Raw genomic sequence first — 20,713 nt, forward strand, 5'->3', positions numbered from 1 at the left:
CGTGCCGCTCGAAGGATTGTCATGACAATGCTGTCCTGCACCTCACGCCATCCGTTCCTGTCCTCGACGGCAGAGATCATCGACGAGGCGCGCAATGGTCGGATGTTCATCCTTGTCGACGACGAGGATCGGGAGAACGAGGGCGATCTCGTCATTCCGGCGCAGATGGCGACGCCTGACGCCATCAACTTCATGGCGTCACATGGCAAGGGTCTCATCTGTCTGGCGCTCAGCAAGCAACGGGTCGATCAACTCGGCCTCAAACTGATGAGCGCCGAGAACGGCACGCGGCACGCAACCGCCTTCACGGTCTCGATCGAGGCGCGCGAGGGGGTTTCCACCGGCATTTCCGCAGCCGACCGGGCGCGGACCGTGGCGGTGGCGATCGACGCGGCCCGGGGCCCCGAACATCTCGTCTCCCCGGGCCACGTATTTCCTCTGGTGTCCCGACCGGGCGGCGTGCTGGTCCGCGCCGGGCATACCGAGGCGGCGGTCGACGTCGCCCGGCTGGCCGGCCTCAACCATTCCGGCGTGATCTGCGAGATCATGAAGGAAGACGGCACGATGGCCCGTCTCGACGATCTCATCGCCTTTGCCCGCCGTCACGGGCTCAAGATCGGCACGATCCGCGACCTGATCGCCTATCGTCGCCGCCATGATCATGATGTAGAACGTGTCGTCACGGCGAAATTCGACAGCCGATGGGGCGGCACGTGGAGCGCCATCACCTTCCGCAGCACGGCGACCGGGACGGAAGCGATCGCGCTGGTGAAGGGCGTGATCGACGCGCGGCCGACCCTGGTGCGCATGCACCCGCTGGACGTCCTGTCGGACGTGCTCGGCCAGACCGGTGATCGCAGCGATATCGTCGCCCGGTCCATGGCCGACATCGCCGCGGAAGGCCGCGGCGTCATCGTGCTGTTCAGCCGCGATCTGCCGATGTCGCAGCTTCTTCGGGTGAAGTCGGGTGAGCCGATCGTGGATAAGACCGAGCTGCGCAATTATGGCATCGGCGCCCAGGTTCTGGCCGAGTTGGGCATTCACGACATGATCCTTCTCTCCAATTCGGAGCACACCCCGGTCGCCCTCAGGGGTTATGGCCTGAACATCGTGGAGCGCCGGACACTGCCGGTCGCCACCGCCGCCCCGTGAAGCCGGTTCACCCGACATCAGGCCCCGATGCTGAACGGCCGTGTCCGCAGTCACCATCGGGTCGACAGCATGTCATTCCATCGCCTTGTGGGAGGCTCAGCATGTCCGCGCACGATCATGCCGTTCTGAAACATGTGGAGACGGCGGCCTTCAGAACGCTCCTCAGATCCGTTGCCGGGTCGGTCTCCATCGTGGCCTCGGGCCAGGGGCCCGACAGACGTGGTCTGACCGTCACCGCTGCCACCTCGCTATGCGTCGAGCCGCCGATGGTTCTCGCCTGCATCAACCGCAATGCCGAGGCGCATGACGTCATCCTCCGCACCGGCGCCTTTTCCTGGAACGTGCTCGCCGCCGATCAGGTCCGGCTGGCGGAACGCTTCGCCGCGATGGACGGCAGCAAGGGCGCATCGCGTTTCACCCCCGCCGACTGGCACGATCTGGCCACCGGCGCGCCGGTTCTTCTGCATTCGGTCTGCAGCTTCGATTGCAGGATAGAAGACACTCTCCAGGTCTCTACACATACCATCATCATGGGTGCGGTTGTCGCGCAGAGCCACAACCATGACAAACGCCCCCTGATCTATGCCGCGGGCAGATTCGGAACCCTGGAATATTTCGACCTAGCGGTCCCGGGGAAATAACCCCTCTCCCGACCCTGCACCATGACCGTCCCGCAGACAGGCTTTCCGGACATCTCGGATCCGGAGAGAGGGTGGCGTGCGCGGTGCTGATCCCCGCCGCACCGTCTCGCCCACCCTCTCATCGTCCCCTCCTCCCCCATATCGCCCCCTCCCTTTCCTCCCCCCTTCGATGCTGCTTGTCCGACGCTCCCCGTCGATATGGACCAGCCCCTTGCCCTGCTCGCCCACGTCGCCTCCTCCGGGAGCGGAACGTGAGCACTGCGTGCTGCCCGATACCGGGTTCCGACCGAAACCGACCCGGCACAACCGCGTATGCCCGGTCCTTTTGGAGACTGCAGGATGATCGAAGACGCAACCACAAAGGTGTCGGCGCCGCCGCTGACAGCCACGCCGACCCGCCATCGGCGGTATGCCCTGACGATGCTGTTCCTCATCTACATGCTGAATTTCGTCGATCGCCAGATCGTCAATATTCTGGCGGAGCCGATCAAACGGGAATTGAGCCTTGCGGACTGGCAGCTGGGGTCGTTGACCGGGCTGTCTTTCGCCCTCTTCTATGCGGCTTTGGCTCTTCCGATCGCGCGATGGGCAGAGCGTGCGAACCGGGCCAGGATCGTGGCGCTCTCAGCGATCATCTGGAGCCTTTTCACAGCCCTCTGCGGCATCGCCCAGAACTTCGCCCAGCTGTTCCTCGCCCGGGTCGGCGTCGGCGTCGGCGAAGCCGGCTGCACCCCCGCCTCCCAGTCTCTGATCACCGACTACACGAGCAGAGAGAAGCGGGCCTCCGCACTGGCCTTCTTTTCCATGGGCATTCCCGCGGGTTCGCTGGTCGGCATGATGGTCGGCGGCCTGATCGCGGACCAGCTCGGCTGGCGCGCCTCCTTCGCCCTGGTTGGCGTGCCCGGCATCATTCTGGGGCTTCTCGCGTTTTTTACCCTGCCTGAGCCACGTAAATCCGCCTTCGCTGCGAAAGAGGTGCAGACGACGCCGCCCCTCAGGGACGCGCTGCGCGAACTCGCCAGGAACCGCACCTATATCTGCCTGACGATCGCCATGGTCGCGATGAGTTTCGGGACCTACAGCAATCTCGGATTTCTGGGCTCCCATTACCTGCGCAATCACACCGAGGGATTGGAGACCCTGGCCGCTGCGGTCAACGACCTCACCGGTCTTCAGCTGGGCGCCACCGGCTTTCTCGGCACGGCGTTGGGGCTCATCATCGGCATCTTCGGCGCGGCAGGCACCTGGCTGGGTGGCTGGGTCACCGACCGCGCCGTGCGCCGCAACCTGAATGCCTATGCCACCATTCCGGCCGTGGCGGCGCTCTGCCTGCCCTTTGCGCTGCTCGCAACCTATCTCACCTCGAACACATTGGCGGCGCTCTGCCTTCTGAGCCTGCCCATGATGCTGCAATCCATCTATTACGGCCCCATCTTCGCGACGGTCCAAAGCCTGGTCCGCCCGCGCAGCCGGGCAACGGCCACCGCCATCTTCCTGTTCTTCGCCAATCTGATCGGGCTTGGTCTCGGGCCGCTGTCGGTCGGCCTGCTCAGCGATTTTCTCGCACCCTCCCTCGGCTCCGGTGATGCCATCCGCTGGGCCCTGATCAGCACCGCGGTCGTCTTTATCGTGGCCGCCATGGCCTTCCTGGCGGCGCGAAAGAGCATCCATCAGGACATCGTCAGCTGATGGGATGATCGTCCCGCAGGGCTGACGCCCGAAGCAGATCCCGATCAGGCGGCCTCGCCTGATCGGGCCCCCTTCGTGCCGGATACCCGCGCCGCCCCCGCGTCAATCCCCCACGACCTCCGTCCGGTCCCGCAGATATCGACGCGGAGGTTGTCCCATGTGCTTTCTGAACATGGCGGTGAAAGCACTTGGGGAATCATATCCCAGCTCCTGCGAGATCGCCTGGACGGTCGCCCCCATCGACAGCCGCTGAACGGCCATCACGATATGGAGTTGCTGGCGCCACCGGCCGAACGGCATCCCGGTATGTTTCAGGACCAGCCGGGCGAAGCTGCGCTCGCTCATCGCGACCGCTGCCGCCCATTCCTTCAGGGTTCTGCGATCGTCCGGCGCCTCCAGCAATTGTGTTGCGATGCGCTGTATCCGTGGGTGGCTGGACACCGGGAAGTGCAGCGGCTCCGCCTTCATATGCGCAAGTTCGTCCAGAATGACCTGCACCAGACGGCTCGTGGGGCCTTCCAGGGGATAGAGCGGCGGCTGGTTGGCCAGATGAAAGATCATCTCGCGCAGCATCGGGTTGATAGAAAATGTCGCACAGGCATTCGGAAGCGGTGACACGCCTGTGGTGATGAACAGGCAATATGCCCGGCCGTTATCCGACATGGAGACGCTGTGGGGAATCTCTCCCGGAATCCAGACCGCGCCATTGGACGGAACGATACGAAGCCCGTCGAGCGTCCGGCACATGACCGACCCTTCTGCCGCCACCACCAGTTGCCCCTTCCGATGCTGGTGGATCGGCAATTCGTCGTCGTCGACTTCGCGGCGGATCAGAAACGAGGTGACCGGCCGGGCAAGCTCGTCAGGATCAAGCGCGGCAAAGCTGACACGCAGGCCCGTGACATCCCATGGCCGCGACACCGCCTCGCCGATCGTCGAGGCGTCCGGCCGTTTGGCACCCTTCCGCACAATCTTCGGCAATATTGCGGCCCCTCACCCATTCCAACGCGAAACATACGCCCAATTTGACAGTTTCGCGACATAAAATGGCAATCCCATAGATCCTGCCAAGGGCTGGTGTCGGATACACTCTCCGATGTGCACAGCCGGAAGGCAGACGGAAAGCGTATCGACCCGAAGAGGTCTGTCCGGCGGTGTTTTCCGCCGTCGCGTCGGTTCTGAGCCAGGCCATCCGCTGTGCAAAGGGGAGTCGCCATGATGAACGGGAGTCACCATCATGAACACGCTGACGCTCGACAGGACGGACATCAAGATCCTCAACGAGTTGCAGAAGGATGCTAATCTGACGAATGTCGAGCTTGCCGGCCGGATCAACCTGTCTCCGTCGCCCTGCCTCACGCGCGTGAAGAAGCTGGAGCAGATGGGCATCATCGAGAGGAGGGTCACCCTTCTGAACCCCAAGGCGATGGGGCTCGAAATCAACGCCTATATCCAGGTCACGCTCGACAAGCAGCCGCAGTCGGCGCTGGAGAATTTTCGGGACGCGGTCGAGCGGATTCCGGAGGTGATGGAATGCAACTGGATGACCGGCGACTGCGATTTTCTCCTGCGTGTGATCCTGAGGAATGTCGAAGACCTTGAACATCTGATCACGAGCAAGCTGTCGAAAATCGAGGGCGTCGCCACCATCAGGTCCAACCTGGTTCTCAAACAGATCACCTACAAAACGGCGCTGCCCATCGGCACATCCCACACGATCATCGTCCGGCTCTGACACGGGGGCCCCCTGTCCGACCTCGCCGCCCGGGGGCGACGAGGGCTTGCCGATCGCGGCCATCCCCTCAATATGAAGGTCGGGCAGCCCACCCGGGGGGCTCAGAACCTTCAGGGACGCGCCGTGACGGTGGCGATTTTCGTCTGCGTGCCCTGCGCACTCCGCCATCGAAACCGGGCCGAAAACGTCGTAAAAGGGCGTGCCGTCATGTGCACGCCCCTTCTCAACAAGCCGAGGCCGCAGGAAACCCGTGAAAGATCAATGGCGTAAGATAGCCGTTGCCCCGATGATGGACTGGACCGACCGGCATGACCGCTATTTTCTGCGGCAGATCAGCCGGCGGGCGGTGCTGTTCACCGAGATGATCACCACCGGTGCCCTGATCTACGGGGATGCCGCCCGGCATCTGGCTTACGATCCGTCGGAACATCCGGTCGTGGTGCAGCTCGGCGGCTCGGACCCCAAAGATCTGGCGACGGCGGCCCGTATCGCCGCCGATGCCGGCTATGACGAGATCAATCTGAACTGCGGCTGCCCCAGTGATCGGGTCCAGTCAGGCCGCTTCGGTGCCTGCCTGATGGCCGAGCCGGCGCTGGTGGCGGAATGCATGGCCGCGATGAAGGCTGCGGTCGACGTGCCGGTGACAGTGAAATGCCGCATCGGCATCGACGACCAGGACGAGACCGAAACCCTGTTCCGCTTCGTCGAAACGGTGGCATCGGCCGGTGTCGGCGTCTTCTACGTCCATGCGCGAAAGGCCTGGCTCAAGGGGTTGAGCCCCAAGGAAAACCGGGAAATCCCGCCGCTGAACTACCCGCTGGTGCATGCGCTGAAGCGCGCCCGCCCGGATCTTGAAATCCTGATCAATGGCGGGCTGACCACGCTCGATCAGGCCGAGGTGGAGATCGGGGGCGGGCTCGATGGTGCGATGTTCGGCCGCGCCGCCTATCACGACCCCTATATCCTGGCCGAGGTCGATACCCGGTTTTACGGCGAGACCACCCGGATCCCGGATCGGTTCGAGATCGCCGAGCGCATGCTGCCCTATATCGAGGCCGAGTGCAGCCGCGGCACCAATCTGATCGCGATCACGCGTCACATGCTGGGCCTGTTTCAGGGCCTGCCCGGTGCCCGCGCCTATCGCCGCCATCTGAGCGAGAACCATGCCCGCAAGGGGGCCGGACCCGAGGTTCTGGTCGCCGCCCTCGACGAGATGCGCCGTCGCGGCCGCCATGCTGCCTGATGCTTGCAGGTCACCCATGCAACCTTTGCGTTCTTTTCCGCATGGCGCACTGCAGCATCGACTGCCATGATGCCTCTGACGCGATCTGTCGAGGCCGGGTGGAATGAGTACAGTATCGACATCCGAAACGACTCTATCCCCCTTCATGCAGGGCATGCGTGATGCCGTCCCGGTGGCGATCACCTTCCTGCTGATTTTCACCGCCTATGGCGCCGTTGCCCGCCAGACCGGTCTGGATGCGGCGGAAACCGTGGCGGTCACCCTCGCGATCTTTGCCGCGCCGGCACAATTCGTGATCCTGGAGCCGTTGAAGCAGCACGCCTGGATCACGGTTGCCGGCATCGCCCTGGTGGTGAACTTCCGCTTCCTGTTGATGGGCGCGGCGCTGGTTCCGCATTACGGGTCCCTGCCCCATCGCCGGGTGCTGCCGCCGCTGCTCTTCCTCTCGGCCAGCACCTTCGCGCTGGGCTATACCTGGGCCAATCAGCATGCCAACCGGTCGGCGGCCGAAAAGCTGCGCTATTATGTGGGGGTGGTCACGCTGTCGGTGCCGCTCGCCGCGGGCGGTTCCGTCGCAGGCTTCCTGGCCGATGACATTCTGCCCGCTGAACTTTCCGCCCTGCTGCTGCTGGTGATGCCGGTCTATTTCACCACGCTCCTCGCCAAGGCGGCCCGGCGGCGGGCGCCTTTCATCGCCGGCCTTATCGGCTTCGCGCTGGTCGACCCTGCGGATCAGCTGGTCCCCGGTTTCGGCCTGATGATCGTGGCGGTCACCACCGGACTGGTCATCGTTCTGGTCGAGGAAATCGGCGCCCGCCGCGGGAGGGCTGCATGACCGCTCTGCTCGACTCGTTGATGACCGACTGGCGGGTCTGGCTCGCGATCCTGCTCGCCGGCGTGATCAGCCATGCCCTCCGGCTGCTGCCCTTCGTGGTGTTGAAAGCACCCGACAACGCCGCCGCCAGCCCCCTCTTCCGCTTTTTCGACTATGCCGCCTTCGCCGTGTTGGGCGGGATCATCGGCAGCGCCCTGCTGGCGCCCCAGGCGGGCCGACCGCTGATGGGCTATGTCCATCCCGGCACGCTGGTCTCGGTGGTGGTGGTGGTCGAATGCTTCCTGATCGCCCTTCGCCTGGACCGCCCGCTGCTGATCGTGCCGATCGGGCTTGCCAGCCACGCCCTGCTCACGGCCCTGCTGGTCGGCTGACGCTTGTCTCACGCCCGCGACCTGACCTATGCTTCGCGCATGGGGTCCGGTCGGCCCCGCCCGTCCGCGGAAAGGGCTGCGCCCGCGACCGACGAGAGATATGGCCGATCATTCCGTCGCCCTTTCCCTCGTCCGCCGGCGGACACGGACGGTACCGGAAAGGGTTTCCGTGATGACCGACCGGCGTTCTCTGCCCGCAGCGCGGCCCGAACCATTCCTTCTCGATCTCGATCAGCAGCGTCGCCAGGCACGCGACCTGCTCCGTGGCGCCCGGGCGGGCGATCCCGATGCGCTGGCCCGGCTGCACCGCCACTGGCATCGTGCCGACCGGCCGGCCGTGCTGGCCGATGCGCTTCACGTCATCGCCCGCGAGCTGGGGCTCGCCTCCTGGCCGAAGCTCAAGGCCCATATCGCAGCGCTCGATGCGGCCGGCGCCGCCATCGCCGGCGCGCAGCCCGTGGCGGATGAAGCCCCGGGCACCCTTCATCTGCGCTGCGGCAGCGACATTCGCGACGGCCTGCGCCTCGCCGGCTTTACCGGTGATTTCCTGGAAGTCTCGGACCCGATCTGCCACGGTCCCGTAGCCGAGGGCGACGACATCATCGGGGTCCGCGCCCGCTTCATCGCCGGCAGCTATCAGAGCCTCCCCGGGCTGACCGTGGCTGCCGTCACCGACAAGCTCACCCGCGAGGCCGAGGGGCTCGCCGCAGCCGCAGGCGGCACCAGGCCCGTGGTGCTCTGGATGGAGCATGACCCTTATGACCAGCTGATCCTGGCCCGATGCCTTGCCGCCTTCGCGGCAGCCGGCCGCTGCGAGGGGCTGCAGCTGATCCTGCGCGACGGCTTCCCCGGCCGGGCGCGCTTCATCGGCCTCGGCCAGTTGCCGCCGCCGGCGCTGCGCCTGCTTTGGGCTGAGCGTCTGCCGGTCACCCGCGACATGCTCGGGCTCGGCCAGGCGGTCTGGGCGGCCCTGCGCCGGCCCGATCCGCGCGATCTGGCGACGCTTGCGGCCGGCGGGACCCCCGCCCTGCCGCAGATGGCCCCGGCACTGCGCCGGTATCTGGCCGAACTGCCTGGGCTCGGTGACGGCCTGTCGCTGACCGAACGCCTGACGCTGGAGATGATCGCCGCGGCCCCGGACGCGCCGCCGACCACCGGCCGGCTGTTCGGCCGGCTGATGCGCGAGACCGACCCTCTGCCCTGGCTGGGCGACGCCATGTATCTCGCGATCCTGCACCAGATGACGCAGGCCGGCGATCCGGCGATCTGCCTGATCGATGCCCCGGATGGCGATCCCTATCGGGCGACCGTCGCGTTGACCGACGCCGGGCGCGCGGTGCTTGCAGGCCGGCGCGATGCCCTCGGCCTCGCCCCGCCGCCGCGCCAGCTGGGCGGCGTACAGATCGACCCCGCCGCCCGCCACTGGCGCTGGGACCGCGAGGCGGAGTGCGTCGTAGAAGCCGGCCCCGCCATCGGCTGACGGTCGGATGCCCGACAGAAAAACGGCCCCGCGCATCACGCGCGGGGCCGCCAGACATTCCTGATCGTTGCGGATGAACGCGCGGATCAATAATAGGCGTACTTGCCGTTGCTCCACTTATAGACCACGTAGCCGGGGGCAGCCACGTCGCCCTTGGCGTCGAAGCTGATATTGCCCAGCACGGTGTCGAACTTCATCGAGTGGAGGTTCTTGTTCACCGGCTCGAAGTCGACCGACTTGGCGGCATTGGCCGCCTGGGCCCAGGCCTGGACCGCACCATAGGTGTAGAGGGTGTAGCCCTCGGGGTCGAAGCCCGATTCCTGGAACTTCGCCACAACCGGGGCCGCCGCCTCGTTCAGCTTCGGATCCGGGCTGAAGGTCATCAGCGCGCCCTCGCCGGCCGGGCCGGTGATCGACCACCATTCCTCGGTGACCATGGCGTCGCCCGACATCAGCACCGCGTTCAGGCCGGCTTCCTTGGCCTGGCGCTGGATCAGCGCCGATTCGGTGTGATAGCCGCCGACATAGATCAGGTCGATGCCTTCGTTCTTCATCTTGGTGACGAGGGCCGAATAGTCCTTTTCGCCGGCGGTATAGGCCTCATACATGGCCTCCTGCACGCCCAGCTTGTTCAGATTCTTCTTGGTCTCGTCCGCCAGACCCTGACCATAGGTGGTCTTGTCGTGCAGGATCGCGACCTTCTTGCCCTTGAAATGCTCGTTGATGAAGGCGGCCGCCACCTCACCCTGCTGGTCGTCGCGACCGCAGGTGCGGAACACGCCCGAGAGGCCGCGTTCAGTCAGCTGCGGGTTGGTGGAGCCCGGCGAGATCTGGACGATGCCCTCGTCATTGTAGATGTCCGACGCCGGGATCGACGACGACGAGCACCAGTGGCCGGCGACGAAGACCACGCCGTCCGACACCAGCTTGTTGGCCAGCGACACGGCCTGCTTCGGATCGCAGGCATCGTCGCCCACCACCAGACGCAGCTGCTCGCCATTCACGCCGCCGGCGGCGTTGATGTCCTTCACCGCCATTTCGGCGCCGTTGCGCATCTGGGTGCCGATGACGGCGTACTGGCCGGTCATCGGGCCCGCAACCGAGATCACGATCTCGGCCTGCGCCGCACCGGCCAGCGCCAGCGTCGCCACGGCGCCGAGCAGCGCCCCCTTGAGACCGCGATTGATCGAAGTCCTGGTCATGGTCTGGTCGTCTCCCTGTTGACCCGTGCCGACGGGCGATCACGCCCGCTCCCCCGGCACGGAAACCCATCTCAATCGTCCTGGGCGCCACCGCCCGGGCCTCAACCGCCCTGAGCCAGGGGCCGAGCCGGTTTCAGCCGGCAGCCCCACCCTTCTCGCGCCAGCCGAAAATCCCGGCGCGCTCATAGGCCCATGGATACTGCTTCACCATCATCATCGCGTTATACGCACGATAGACGATCATCGCGATCGCGACGAGCACCACCGCATCCACCACATAACCGGTGAAGGATATCAGCTCACCGTCATAGAGCGCGTATTTCAGGAACCGCGACGCCGCGGCCAGCAGCATGCCATAGGGCACGGCATGCCAGACCGGCCGCCAGGTCATGGCCAACGCGCGGCCGGTCATGTAGGCGCAGAAGCCCATCAGCGCCAGCGTCACGCCGATGAAGACCGGCAGGCTGCTTCCGATCACGGCTTCCATGAACCGTTCCCCCCATCGATAGCGCGCATCAATGCCCGCCCTCCAGATAGGCCCGCCGCACTTCCGGATCGGCCAGAAGTGCCTGGCCGGTGCCCGAGGTGACGATCTGGCCGGTGGCCATCACATAGCCGCGATGGGCCAGTTTCAGCGCATGGAAGGCGTTCTGTTCCACCAGGAAGATGGTGATCTTCTCAGAGGTGTTGATCTCGCGGATGATCGAAAAGATCTGCTTCACCACCAGCGGTGCCAGCCCCAGCGACGGCTCGTCGAGCAGCAGCAGCCGCGGCCGGCTCATCAGCGCCCGGCCGATCGCCAGCATCTGCTGTTCACCGCCCGACAGCGTGCCGCCGCGCTGATTGCGCCGCTCCTTCAGCCGCGGGAACAGGTCAAAGACCCGCTCCAGATCCTGCGCGAAATATTTGGGATCGGTGGTCACCGCCCCCAGCTGCAGGTTCTCGATCACCGACATGCGCGGGAAGACCCGCCGGCCCTCGGGCGACTGGGCAATGCCCATGCGCACGATCTGGTGGGTGTCGAGCCCGGTGATGTCCTGGCCGTCGAAGACGATCCGGCCGGATCGCGCCCGCGGATTGCCGCAGATGCTCATCAGCAGGGTCGACTTGCCGGCGCCATTGGCGCCGATCAGCGACACGATCTCCCCCTCGGCCACCGACATCGACACGCCCTTCAGCGCCTGGATGTTGCCGTAGAAGGTTTCCAGCCCAGAAATCTCCAGCATCACTGCGCCTCCGGGCTGATGCCGAGATCGGCTGCGACCTCGGGCGGCAGCTCGTCATCCTCTTCCTCGCCCAGATAGGCGCGGATGACGGCGGGGTCGTTGCGCACCGCTTCCGGCAGGCCGTCGGAAATCTTGCGGCCGTAATCCAGCACCACGACGTGGTCGGAAATGGTCATCACCACGCTCATGTCGTGTTCGATCAGCAGCAGCCCCACCCCGTCGCGGTCGCGGATCGAGAGCAACAGATCGTTGAGTTCCAGCGATTCCCGCGGGTTGAGCCCCGCCGCCGGCTCGTCCAGGCACAGCACCGCCGGACGGGTGCACATGGCACGGGCAATCTCCAGCCGGCGCTGATGGCCATAGGGCAGCTCGCTCGCCAGCCGGTCGGCATGGTCCATCAACTCCACCCGGCGCAGCCAGTCGACCGCCAGCTCAAGCGCTTCGGTCTCGACCTTGCGATAGGATGGCAGGCCGAACAGGCCGGCGATGGAGAAGGCGGAGGCGCGCATCAGCAGGTTGTGCTGGGCGACCAGCAGATTCTCGAGCACCGACAGGCTCGGGAACAGCCGGATGTTCTGGAAGGTGCGCGCCACACCGGCGCGGGCGATGCGGAAGCCGTCCATCCGCTCCAGCTTGCGGGCACCTTCCGCGGTGTGCAGCGTCAGCGCCCCCGCCGTCGGCCGGTAGAAACCGGTCAGGCAGTTGAACACCGTGGTCTTGCCGGCGCCGTTCGGGCCGATGATCGCGGTGATCTCGCCCTTGGCGGCGGTGAAGCTCAGATCGTTCACGGCGGTCAGCCCGCCGAAACGCATGGTCAGGTGCTCGACCTCGAGCAGCGGCGCCGGGGCGGTGGTCGCGCGGGGCGCCGCGGTTGCGGTCGTCGTCATCCGATGGATCCTCCCCGCCTCATCCGTCGCGCCCATTGAGGCCCAGCCTGGACCTCAATCGCGAGAGCTGCATGGTCGGCTCGCGGAAGGCGAGCAGGCCGCGCGGCCGCCAGATCATGATCAGCACCATGGCGAGGCCGAAGAACAGCATGCGGAACTGCTGCAGATCACGGGCGAGTTCCGGCAGCAGGATCAGCAGGATGGCGGCCAGAACCACGCCGACCTGGCTGCCCATGCCGCCCAGCACCACGATCGCCAGGATCACGGCACTTTCGGTGAAGACGAAGCTCTCGGGGCTGATGAAGCCCTGGCGGGTGGCGAAGAAGGCGCCGGCGAAGCCGCCGAAGGTGGCCCCCAGCGCGAAGGCCGAGAGCTTCACATTGGTGGGATTGATGCCCAGCGACCGGCAGGCGATCTCGTCCTCGCGCAGGGCCTCCCAGGCGCGGCCGATCGGCAGCTTGCGCATGCGCAGCACCACCAGATTGGTGATCAGCGCCAGTGCCAGGATCAGGTAGTAGAGGAACACCACCCGGTGTTCCGAGGAATAGGAGAGCCCGAACAGCTCGTGGAAGGCGGTCTCGCCCTCGCCGGCATTGCGGGTGAACTCGAACCCGAAAAAGCTCGGCCGCGGAATGCTGGCGATGCCGTTGGGGCCGCCGGTGAACCAGCTCCAGTTCAGCAGCACCACGCGGATGATCTCGCCGAACCCCAGCGTCACGATCGCCAGATAGTCGCCGCGCAGACGCAGCACCGGATAGCCGAGCGCGATGCCGAACGAGGCGGCGAACAGCCCGGCCAGCGGCAGGCAGGCCCAGAAGGACCAGCCGAAATAGGCGTTGAGCAGCGCATAGGAATAGGCGCCGACCGCATAGAAGGCGACATAGCCGAGGTCGAGCAGACCCGCCAGGCCGACCACGATGTTGAGCCCCCAGCCCAGCATCACATAGATCAGCACCAGGGTGGCGAGGTCGACCGAGGTGCGGTCCATGAACGGCATCAGCGGCAGGATGATCGCCACGACGATACCGCCCCAGCCGATGCCCTTCAGATATTTCGCCACACCCTGGCCGGCATGGGTGCCGGTGCGGGCGCCGCCATGGGCCGGACCGCGGACCCGGGCCCAGGTGGTGATGGCCAGCCGGCCGAAGAACACCGCGACGACCGCGATGATCAGCCAGTCCCAGCGCGGTTCCACCACCACGACCGGGCCTTCGGCGACGGTCTTGAGGCCCAGCATCGGCAGGGCCAGGATGAAGGCGACGAAGGCGGCGAGACCCGCATCCTTGATCGCCGCGCCGACGGGGTTGGGCCGGCCGGCGGCAGGGGTTCCGGTGGTGGTCGCCATCAGACCTTCTCCACCTCAGGCTGGCCGAGCAGGCCGGTGGGCCGGAAGATCAGCACCGCGACCAGGATCGAGAAGGCCGCCACATCCTTGTATTCGGCCGAGAAATAGCCGGACCAGAAGGCCTCGATCAGCCCCAGCAGCAGCCCGCCCAGCATGGCGCCGGGCAGCGAACCGATGCCGCCCAGCACGGCCGCGGTGAAGGCCTTCAGCCCGGCCAGGAAGCCGATGAAGAAGTCGATCACGCCGTAATAGAGCGTGACCATCAGCCCGGCCACCGCGGCAAGGGCCGCACCCATCACGAAGGTCAGCGCCACCGTCCGGTTGACGTCGATGCCGAGCAGCGAGGCCATCTTCATATCCTGCTCGCAGGCGCGCTGGGCCCGGCCGAGCGGCGTCTGCTTGATCACCAGGGTGAAGGCGGTCATCGCCGCCACCGTGGTCAGCACGATCAGGATCTGGATGTACGAGATGGTGACGGCGTTGTCGCCGAAGCCGTGGATGCTGATCCCGCCCGAGATCACCGGCTGCAGCGCCTTGGTGCGCGCGCCTTGCACGATCTGGACATAATTCTGCAGGAAGATCGACATGCCGATGGCCGAGATCAGCGGCGCCAGGCGGAAGGATCCGCGCAGCGGCCGATAGGCCACGCGCTCGATCGTCCAGCCATAGGCGGCGGTGAAGGCCATCGCGATCAACAGCACCATCAGCAGGGCCAGCGGCACATAGGTAATGCCGGCCATGCCGAGCACCGAGAAGGCGATCAGCGAGATGAAGGCACCGATCATGTACACCTCGCCATGGGCGAAGTTGATCATGCCGATGATGCCGTACACCATCGTGTAGCCGATGGCGATCAGGCCATAGATGCCGCCGAGCGTGAGCCCGTTGACCAACTGCTGAAGAAAGTAGTCCATGACCCCCCGATACGGTCTTGGTCACGGCCGTCATGACGCGCAGCCCCTGACATCGTCATCCCGTCTGCCCGGCTGGTCGCCTCCGTCGGACACACACGCCCTGCAACCGGCATCCCCTCTCCCCTGAGAGAATGGCCCTGTGCTTCCGGCAGGTCTCTGACCTGACCCGCCGTCCCGGTCGTGAACGTGGTCCGAACGGATGACGCCTTCCCCCTGGTCATCCGTGATCGCCCGTCATGTCCTGCAATCGTCTTGCAGCCCCCGGTGTCGAGGCTTCTCTGCGACCCCCCGGTCGCGGCCTCGATCCCCTGTCATCGATCTGTCGAAAAGAGTAGCCACTGGCCACAGGGTGCGGCAAGCCCCGAATGCCGCTTTCCCGAAGATTTGCGCGCGCGGCACTATCGCATCGCGTTCCTTCCGGGAAACTCGGGAGGCACATGCAACTTCGAACATATTCGCCGGTCTCGTCCACCATCAGTGGACGGCGGATCCGGCCGATCGGCGACCGCGGACCGTCACACGATGATCGAACGGCCGCCGGGGCGCGGAACCGTCGCGGGCGCCGCATCCTGTGCAGGTCGCGCCCCCGCATTCCGGCGGTTGCGGACATAGGCGAGCTTGTCGCGCGCCAGCCGCGCCAACGCCGCCTCGGGCGTGCCGTGGGGCGCCATGAATACCACTTCCTCGCCCGTGGCTGCATCCACGGCCGCCACCCTCAGGAAGCCTGCGGTCGCGGTTATCTCCAGCAGGATATCGGCATCGGCGGCCATGGGCGGGTCCTTCGGCGGATGATCCGGATAATCTGGCCCTGCCCGGCCTGCGACACAAGTCGCACCGACACAAGAACGGCGCCGGAGGAAGTCCTCCGGCGCCGTCGGCTCGAATGCCTGCGGAAAAGGCGGATCAGGCGACCGCAGCCCCCTGGCGGCGGTCGAGGCCGAGCTCGCTCCAGACGGAGAGCAGCGCTTCGACCAGATGGTCCATCATCGCGTCGTCATGGAAGGGGCTGGGCGTGAAGCGCAGCCGTTCGGTACCGCGCGGCACGGTCGGGTAGTTGATCGGCTGGACATAGATGCCGTGCTCGTCCAGCAGCAGGTCGCTGGCCTTCTTGCACGCCACCGGATCCCCCACCATCACCGGCACGATATGGCTGACCGACGGCATCACCGGCAGGCCCGCTTCGGCGAGCAGCCGCTTCAGCCGGGCCGCACGCTCCTGATGGCGGCTGCGCTCGACCGTGCTTTCCTTCAGATGCCGCACGCTCGCGAGCGCACCGCCCGCAATCGCCGGCGGCAGCGAGGTCGAGAAGATGAAGCCCGGCGCATTGCTGCGGATAAAATCGACCGTCGCGGCCGAGGCGGCGACATAGCCGCCGACCACACCGAAGGCCTTGGCGAGGGTGCCCTGGATCAGGTCGATCCGCCCCATCAGCTCCCGCGCTTCGGCGACACCGCCGCCACGCGGGCCGTAGAGGCCCACGGCGTGAACCTCGTCGATATAGGAAAAGGCGCCATGGCGCTCGCAGACATCCAGGATCTCCGCGATCGGCGCGATGTCGCCATCCATCGAATAGACCGATTCGAAGGCCACGATCTTGGGCGCCGCCGGGTCGACCGAGGCGAGCTTCGCCTCAAGATCGGCCGGATCATTGTGCCGGAAGATGTGCCGCGCCGCCCCGGAATGCCGGATGCCGGCGATCATCGAGGCGTGGTTGAGCGCGTCGGAGAACAGATGGCATCCGGGCAGACCACGCGCGAGGGTCGAAAGCGCCGCCTCGTTGGCGTTGTAGCCCGAGGTGAACAGCAGGGCCGCTTCCTTGCCGTGCAGATCGGCGAGCTCGGCTTCCAGCAGCACATGCAGATGGTTGGTGCCCGAAATATTGCGCGTGCCGCCCGCACCGGCGCCCATGTTCCGCACCGCATCCTGCATGGCCGCGAGCACCTTGGGGTGCTGGCCCATGCCCAGATAATCGTTGCTGCACCAGACGACGATGTCGCGGGTCCCCTGGGGACCGTGATGGGTGGCGCGCGGGAAAGCGCCGGCATGGCGTTCGAGATCGGCGAAGACGCGGTAGCGGCCTTCGCGCTTGAGATCAGAGAGCGCGGCCTCGAAAAACGCCTGATAGTCCATCACTAACCTCACAACACGTCGTGACGCGGTCCGCCCGGCGGTTCGTCCGTCGGGCTCGAGACCCACGTGCCGGGAAGGCTTCTCCCGCAGGACCGGTTCCGGTGGGGGACCGGTCGGAACGGGGCGCTTCCTCTTGGCTCGGACACGTCACGCACCCGAACCGGCGTATCGGCCAGAGACCGGCAGTGCGGCCTGAAACCGGCGTCGCCCGAGGCGTGACATGTTCATGCCACAAAGATAGGCCGACAGCCTACGCGACACAACGACGCGCCGCGGATGGACGCCCGGAAATTCAGGCGTCGACCGGCTCTGCCGCACCCGATCCGCCCTCGTCACCCGCGACTGCGAGGCGGTAGCGCTCGGTGGTGCGATCAACCCGGCGGGCCAGCTCGCGCATGATCTCCACCGCCATCTGCGGCACCTGCGCGATCAACTGGAAGAACAGTTCCTTGGAAATCCGGAGCGCGATGACCGGGGTTGCCGCCACCACAGTCGCGGTCCGGGGCACATCGCACAGAATGGCGATTTCGCCGACCACGTCGTTGCGGCCCAGATCGGCCACTTTCAACGGGCCGCGCGGGGTTGCGACCTGCACCTCGGCCGAGCCCTCGACGATGATGAACACCGCATCACCGACATCGCCCTCGGCAAACACCCGGTCGCCCGGATCGAAGGTCAGCCGCTCGCTGGTGAAGGCGACGAGCTTGAGCTTGGCCGGCTCGATGTTGGCGAACATCGGCACATTGCGCAGCACTTCGACATCGCGAATCAGGCTCACCGTCGCCTCCTGCCCCTTGGCAGCCGGATCATCGCCGGCGCCCATTCCCCTTGCATGCATCCCACGGGACGCATTCCCCGATCGCGCACCATCAGCCCTCGGACGTCAGGCGGCGGAAGGCGCTGCCTTCCTGATCGATCTCGTCCGGCGTGCCGGTTTGTGCAACCCGCCCGCCCTGCATCACGACCACACGGTCGAAACTCCGCGCCAGCGCCGGGCGCTGCAGCGACCACACGATGCAATGCCCGGCCATCGCCTCGCGCAGGCGCTCCACCAGGTCCACCTGCTCCAGCGTGTCGACGGCGGAGGTCGCCTCCGACAGGACCAGCAGATCCGGCCGCTTGAGCAGCGCCCGCGCGATCGCCGCCTTCTGGCGCTGTGCGTTCGACAGCCTGGAACCGCCGGAGCCCACCTGGAAGGCCAGCCCCGCCGCCATCACCACGTCGCGCAGCTCCGCCTCGTCGATCACCTGGGCGAGCTTCTGCCCCACCTTGCCGCGCGCCTGGGCCTGGCCGTGGACGATGCGCCCGAACAGGATGTTGTCCTGGATGGAACTGCGGGCATGATAGCGCGTCCGGTCGAAGAACTCGATCCGTGCCTTGAGGTCGCCGGGTCCGTGTTCCATCAGGCGCTTGCGCGCAACCAGGATCCGCTCCCGCACCCGATCGTCGAGCACGTCCAGCCGGTGACGGGCGGGGATCAGCTGCAGGGCCAGCCCCACCAGGCGACGACGTTCCTGGGCGTCGAGTGCGCCCACGCCCTCGCGCTCGATGCGGTTCAGCAGCGTCTGATACCCCGGCAGATCTTCCGACGAGATGAAGCTGTACTGCTCGAAGAACTCATGGTCGGGCGGCAGGTCGGCGAAGAGTTCGATCATCGTGGCAGCGATACGCCGGCCGGCCTCGACCAGATCTGCATCCAGCGAACCATCGGTCAGCACCTCTTCGACGAAGGGATGCTCGACCAGCGCCTCCAGCTCTTCACCATCGCCGCGCGGGGCGCCGAACAGCAGGTTTTCGGCGACACTGGCGTTGTCGTTCCAGCGCTCCACCTCGAAGGGTTCGACCAGCTTGCCCAACCCTTCCGCGCCGAGGGCGCTGTGGAATTTCTCGCGGCCTTCCAGCACCCGGGCCGCCCGCTCTGGCTCCGCCTTCGGATCGATCCGGCCGCGCAGGCCCAGTGCGAAGACGTCGTCGTCCAGCCGCACGATCTTCAGGGCCTCGATCATCCGGCGTTCAACCGCCTCGATCCCCTCGCCGCCGACCGCTTCGTAATCGATCCAGTCGGCATTGATGTCCCATTCGCAATTGCCCGAGCGCCGTGCCTCGTTCAGGTCCCGCTCCCACAGCCGCTTCGCCTCTCCGTCCAGCTCGCGCGCGATGACCGGGCGATGCTTCAGACCGTAGAGCAGGTTGTCGGCCAGGGCGCCGTTGAAGAACACGGTCGAGGCGCCGACGAAGGCGATCCGCCGCCCGACCACCGCATCGGGCAGGCCGGCCAGATCCTGGCCGCCGATCGTCACCCGTCCCGATTGCGGGTCGGCCAGACGCGCCAGGATCAGCGCCAGTTCGTGCTTACCGCTGCCAGCGCCGCCGACCACGGCGGTATGGGCATCGAGCGGCAGATGCAGGCTCACCCCTTCCAGCAGCTGGATTTCGCCCTCGTCGGCCAGGCTGACGCCCGAGAGGACGATCTCCCCCGTGAAGGGCTCGATCTTGGGCGGATCCGACAGAAGACGGTCGGGATCGATCATGCCGGCGGGCTCGAACTGGGCCACGACCTGCTCATACTTGATCCGCGCGTCTTCCTTCATCTGATAATAGGCGAGCAGTTCCTTCCACGGCGAATACAGCTCCTTATAGGCGCTGATCACCGCCACCAGCGCACCGATCGACAGCTGCCCCTTGATCACCAGATAGCCGCCGATGGTGAAGAAAAAGAACGGACCAAGCTGCGAAATGAAATTGTTCAGGAACTTGATAAAGAACTTGCGGATATAGATTTCGTAACGAACCCAGAACACGCCGTTCATGCGGTTCGCGAAATCCGCCAGCTCATAGGCCGCCGTATCGTTCGATCGAATTTCCTGAATACCGGTAATCGTCTCGCCGATCCGGTCAGAGACCTTGCGCATCAGCCGCACCCGGGTCTTGCCCAGGTTGTTGACCTTGCGCTGCAGCTTCGGGATCAGATAGATCTGGATCGGATAGAGCGAGATCGCCGCCAGCCCCATCAACGGGTCCTGCACGAACAGGAAGGCCAGAATGGTCAGCAGCGTGCCGCCCTGATAGGCGGGGGTTGCGATCGCCTCGGCGATGTAGCCGCCAAGCGGCTCCACCTCGCTGGTGATCATCGGAATGGTCTCACCGGCGCTGGTCCGGCGGAAATGCGGCAGCGGGAAGCGCAGCACCCGCATGAACAGGTCATAGCGCAGCCGCCGGAGCATGCGCTCGCCCAAGAGGCCCTTGTAGACGTTGATGACGTATTTGAAGGCCTGGTTGACGATGACCAACAGCAGGAAGATGGCGCAGAGTGCGAACAGATATTCCAGCTGATCGAATTCAAACCCGAAATAGGTCTTCGGGAAATCGCTGCCCTGGATCGCCTTGTTCAGGATGACCTTGGGCAGGTCCAGAAAGATATAGAGGAAGGGGAAGGATGCGACGGTGAGGATCAGAAGGATGATCTGATGTCGCAGACTATGGCGAACGATATAGCGGAACAGCGAATGTTCCATCGATACGCACCCCTTCTTGTTCTTCTTGTCCGCCCCCACGAAGGCCGGAATCGCCCCATCCCGGCAGCCGCCCCTCCGGCCGCCGATCAGCCTAAGCGCAGCGCAGGCCGGCCGCAAGTCCGACGGTCGGAAGGCGGCCGGGGGCAGTGCCCGGATATGTCGTCCGTTCAGCCCCCTCCCCCTAATTCCGGTCCCCCTGTTCAAGGCCCCCTGTTCGGGCGCCCCCCGTTCCGATGGTTGTGGGGGCCGAGACCGCAATGCCATCGTCGCGTCAAGGACGGGTTAACCATAGTCCGTAAACACGGCCCGGCATCGCCGGGGCCGGTGCATCACGACGCGATACGATCA

19 protein-coding genes are annotated in these 20,713 nt (G+C 65.8%); 8 read left to right on the top strand and 11 right to left on the bottom strand.

Annotation, left to right across the window (positions count from 1 at the left end; genetic code table 11):
* Positions 1-21: 21 nt before the first annotated feature.
* The 3 genes from ribB to WI697_RS15950 all read left to right on the top strand — a co-directional run bounded on the left by ribB (position 22) and on the right by WI697_RS15950 (position 3,482).
* On the top strand, positions 22-1,152 hold the full coding sequence (gene ribB, locus WI697_RS15940) for a 3,4-dihydroxy-2-butanone-4-phosphate synthase (protein ID WP_345959118.1): 1,131 nt from the start codon (positions 22-24) through the stop codon (positions 1,150-1,152).
* Between the two features lie 101 nt (positions 1,153-1,253).
* Positions 1,254-1,793, top strand: coding sequence for a flavin reductase family protein (locus WI697_RS15945; RefSeq protein WP_345959119.1), 540 nt, complete (start codon positions 1,254-1,256; stop codon positions 1,791-1,793).
* A 339-nt stretch (positions 1,794-2,132) separates the two neighbouring features.
* Positions 2,133-3,482: a spinster family MFS transporter gene (locus WI697_RS15950; RefSeq protein WP_345959120.1), complete on the top strand. Its 1,350-nt coding sequence runs from the start codon at positions 2,133-2,135 to the stop codon at positions 3,480-3,482.
* A gap of 102 nt (positions 3,483-3,584) precedes the next feature.
* Here the strand turns inward: WI697_RS15950 and WI697_RS15955 are convergent, their stop codons facing one another.
* Complete coding sequence (locus WI697_RS15955; protein WP_345959121.1) at positions 3,585-4,463, bottom strand: AraC family transcriptional regulator; 879 nt, start codon at positions 4,461-4,463, stop codon at positions 3,585-3,587.
* Between the two features lie 256 nt (positions 4,464-4,719).
* Between WI697_RS15955 and WI697_RS15960 the strand changes: the two genes are divergently transcribed.
* The 5 genes from WI697_RS15960 to WI697_RS15980 all read left to right on the top strand — a co-directional run bounded on the left by WI697_RS15960 (position 4,720) and on the right by WI697_RS15980 (position 9,146).
* On the top strand, positions 4,720-5,217 hold the full coding sequence (locus WI697_RS15960; RefSeq protein WP_062763807.1) for an Lrp/AsnC family transcriptional regulator: 498 nt from the start codon (positions 4,720-4,722) through the stop codon (positions 5,215-5,217).
* 250 nt (positions 5,218-5,467) lie between these two features.
* Positions 5,468-6,460, top strand: a complete 993-nt coding sequence (dusA, locus tag WI697_RS15965; protein ID WP_345959122.1) for a tRNA dihydrouridine(20/20a) synthase DusA — start codon at positions 5,468-5,470, stop codon at positions 6,458-6,460.
* A gap of 154 nt (positions 6,461-6,614) precedes the next feature.
* Complete coding sequence (locus WI697_RS15970) at positions 6,615-7,295, top strand: AzlC family ABC transporter permease (protein WP_345959123.1); 681 nt, start codon at positions 6,615-6,617, stop codon at positions 7,293-7,295.
* The gene (locus WI697_RS15975; RefSeq protein ID WP_345959124.1) at positions 7,292-7,666 is read left to right on the top strand and encodes an AzlD domain-containing protein; all 375 of its coding nucleotides are present in this window, start codon (positions 7,292-7,294) and stop codon (positions 7,664-7,666) included. The genes WI697_RS15970 and WI697_RS15975 overlap by 4 nt, the downstream gene beginning before the upstream one ends.
* A 172-nt stretch (positions 7,667-7,838) precedes the next feature.
* Positions 7,839-9,146 (top strand): DUF1835 domain-containing protein, encoded by a 1,308-nt coding sequence (locus WI697_RS15980; protein WP_345959125.1) that lies wholly within the window; start codon positions 7,839-7,841, stop codon positions 9,144-9,146.
* Between the two features lie 86 nt (positions 9,147-9,232).
* On the opposite strand, the gene WI697_RS15985 is transcribed toward WI697_RS15980, so the two are convergent.
* The 10 genes from WI697_RS15985 to WI697_RS16030 form a co-directional block, all read right to left on the bottom strand.
* The gene (locus WI697_RS15985) at positions 9,233-10,348 is read right to left on the bottom strand and encodes a branched-chain amino acid ABC transporter substrate-binding protein (RefSeq protein WP_014745560.1); all 1,116 of its coding nucleotides are present in this window, start codon (positions 10,346-10,348) and stop codon (positions 9,233-9,235) included.
* A 133-nt stretch (positions 10,349-10,481) separates the two neighbouring features.
* Positions 10,482-10,835 carry a DUF6867 family protein gene (locus WI697_RS15990; protein WP_062763810.1) on the bottom strand — a complete coding sequence of 118 codons (354 nt, stop codon included), beginning with the start codon at positions 10,833-10,835 and terminating at the stop codon, positions 10,482-10,484.
* Between the two features lie 28 nt (positions 10,836-10,863).
* A complete protein-coding gene (locus WI697_RS15995) occupies positions 10,864-11,574 on the bottom strand; it encodes an ABC transporter ATP-binding protein (RefSeq protein ID WP_014745562.1) in 711 nt (236 codons plus the stop codon).
* Positions 11,574-12,461 (bottom strand): ABC transporter ATP-binding protein, encoded by an 888-nt coding sequence (locus WI697_RS16000; protein WP_345959126.1) that lies wholly within the window; start codon positions 12,459-12,461, stop codon positions 11,574-11,576. The genes WI697_RS15995 and WI697_RS16000 overlap by 1 nt, the downstream gene beginning before the upstream one ends.
* Positions 12,462-12,480: 19 nt before the next feature.
* Positions 12,481-13,806, bottom strand: coding sequence for a high-affinity branched-chain amino acid ABC transporter permease LivM (gene livM / locus WI697_RS16005; protein WP_345959127.1), 1,326 nt, complete (start codon positions 13,804-13,806; stop codon positions 12,481-12,483).
* A complete protein-coding gene (locus WI697_RS16010) occupies positions 13,806-14,720 on the bottom strand; it encodes an ABC transporter permease subunit (protein ID WP_014745565.1) in 915 nt (304 codons plus the stop codon). The genes livM and WI697_RS16010 overlap by 1 nt, the downstream gene beginning before the upstream one ends.
* 515 nt (positions 14,721-15,235) lie before the next feature.
* Complete coding sequence (locus WI697_RS16015) at positions 15,236-15,490, bottom strand: DUF6898 family protein (protein WP_345959128.1); 255 nt, start codon at positions 15,488-15,490, stop codon at positions 15,236-15,238.
* 133 nt (positions 15,491-15,623) lie between these two features.
* Complete coding sequence (gene hemA, locus WI697_RS16020) at positions 15,624-16,850, bottom strand: 5-aminolevulinate synthase (protein ID WP_345959129.1); 1,227 nt, start codon at positions 16,848-16,850, stop codon at positions 15,624-15,626.
* Between the two features lie 292 nt (positions 16,851-17,142).
* Positions 17,143-17,673 carry a cyclic nucleotide-binding domain-containing protein gene (locus WI697_RS16025; RefSeq protein WP_014745568.1) on the bottom strand — a complete coding sequence of 177 codons (531 nt, stop codon included), beginning with the start codon at positions 17,671-17,673 and terminating at the stop codon, positions 17,143-17,145.
* A 46-nt stretch (positions 17,674-17,719) separates the two neighbouring features.
* A complete protein-coding gene (locus WI697_RS16030) occupies positions 17,720-20,365 on the bottom strand; it encodes an ABC transporter ATP-binding protein (RefSeq protein ID WP_345959130.1) in 2,646 nt (881 codons plus the stop codon).
* Positions 20,366-20,713 lie beyond the last annotated feature (348 nt).

Source organism: Tistrella mobilis, from assembly GCF_039634785.1.
Classification (GTDB): domain Bacteria; phylum Pseudomonadota; class Alphaproteobacteria; order Tistrellales; family Tistrellaceae; genus Tistrella; species Tistrella mobilis.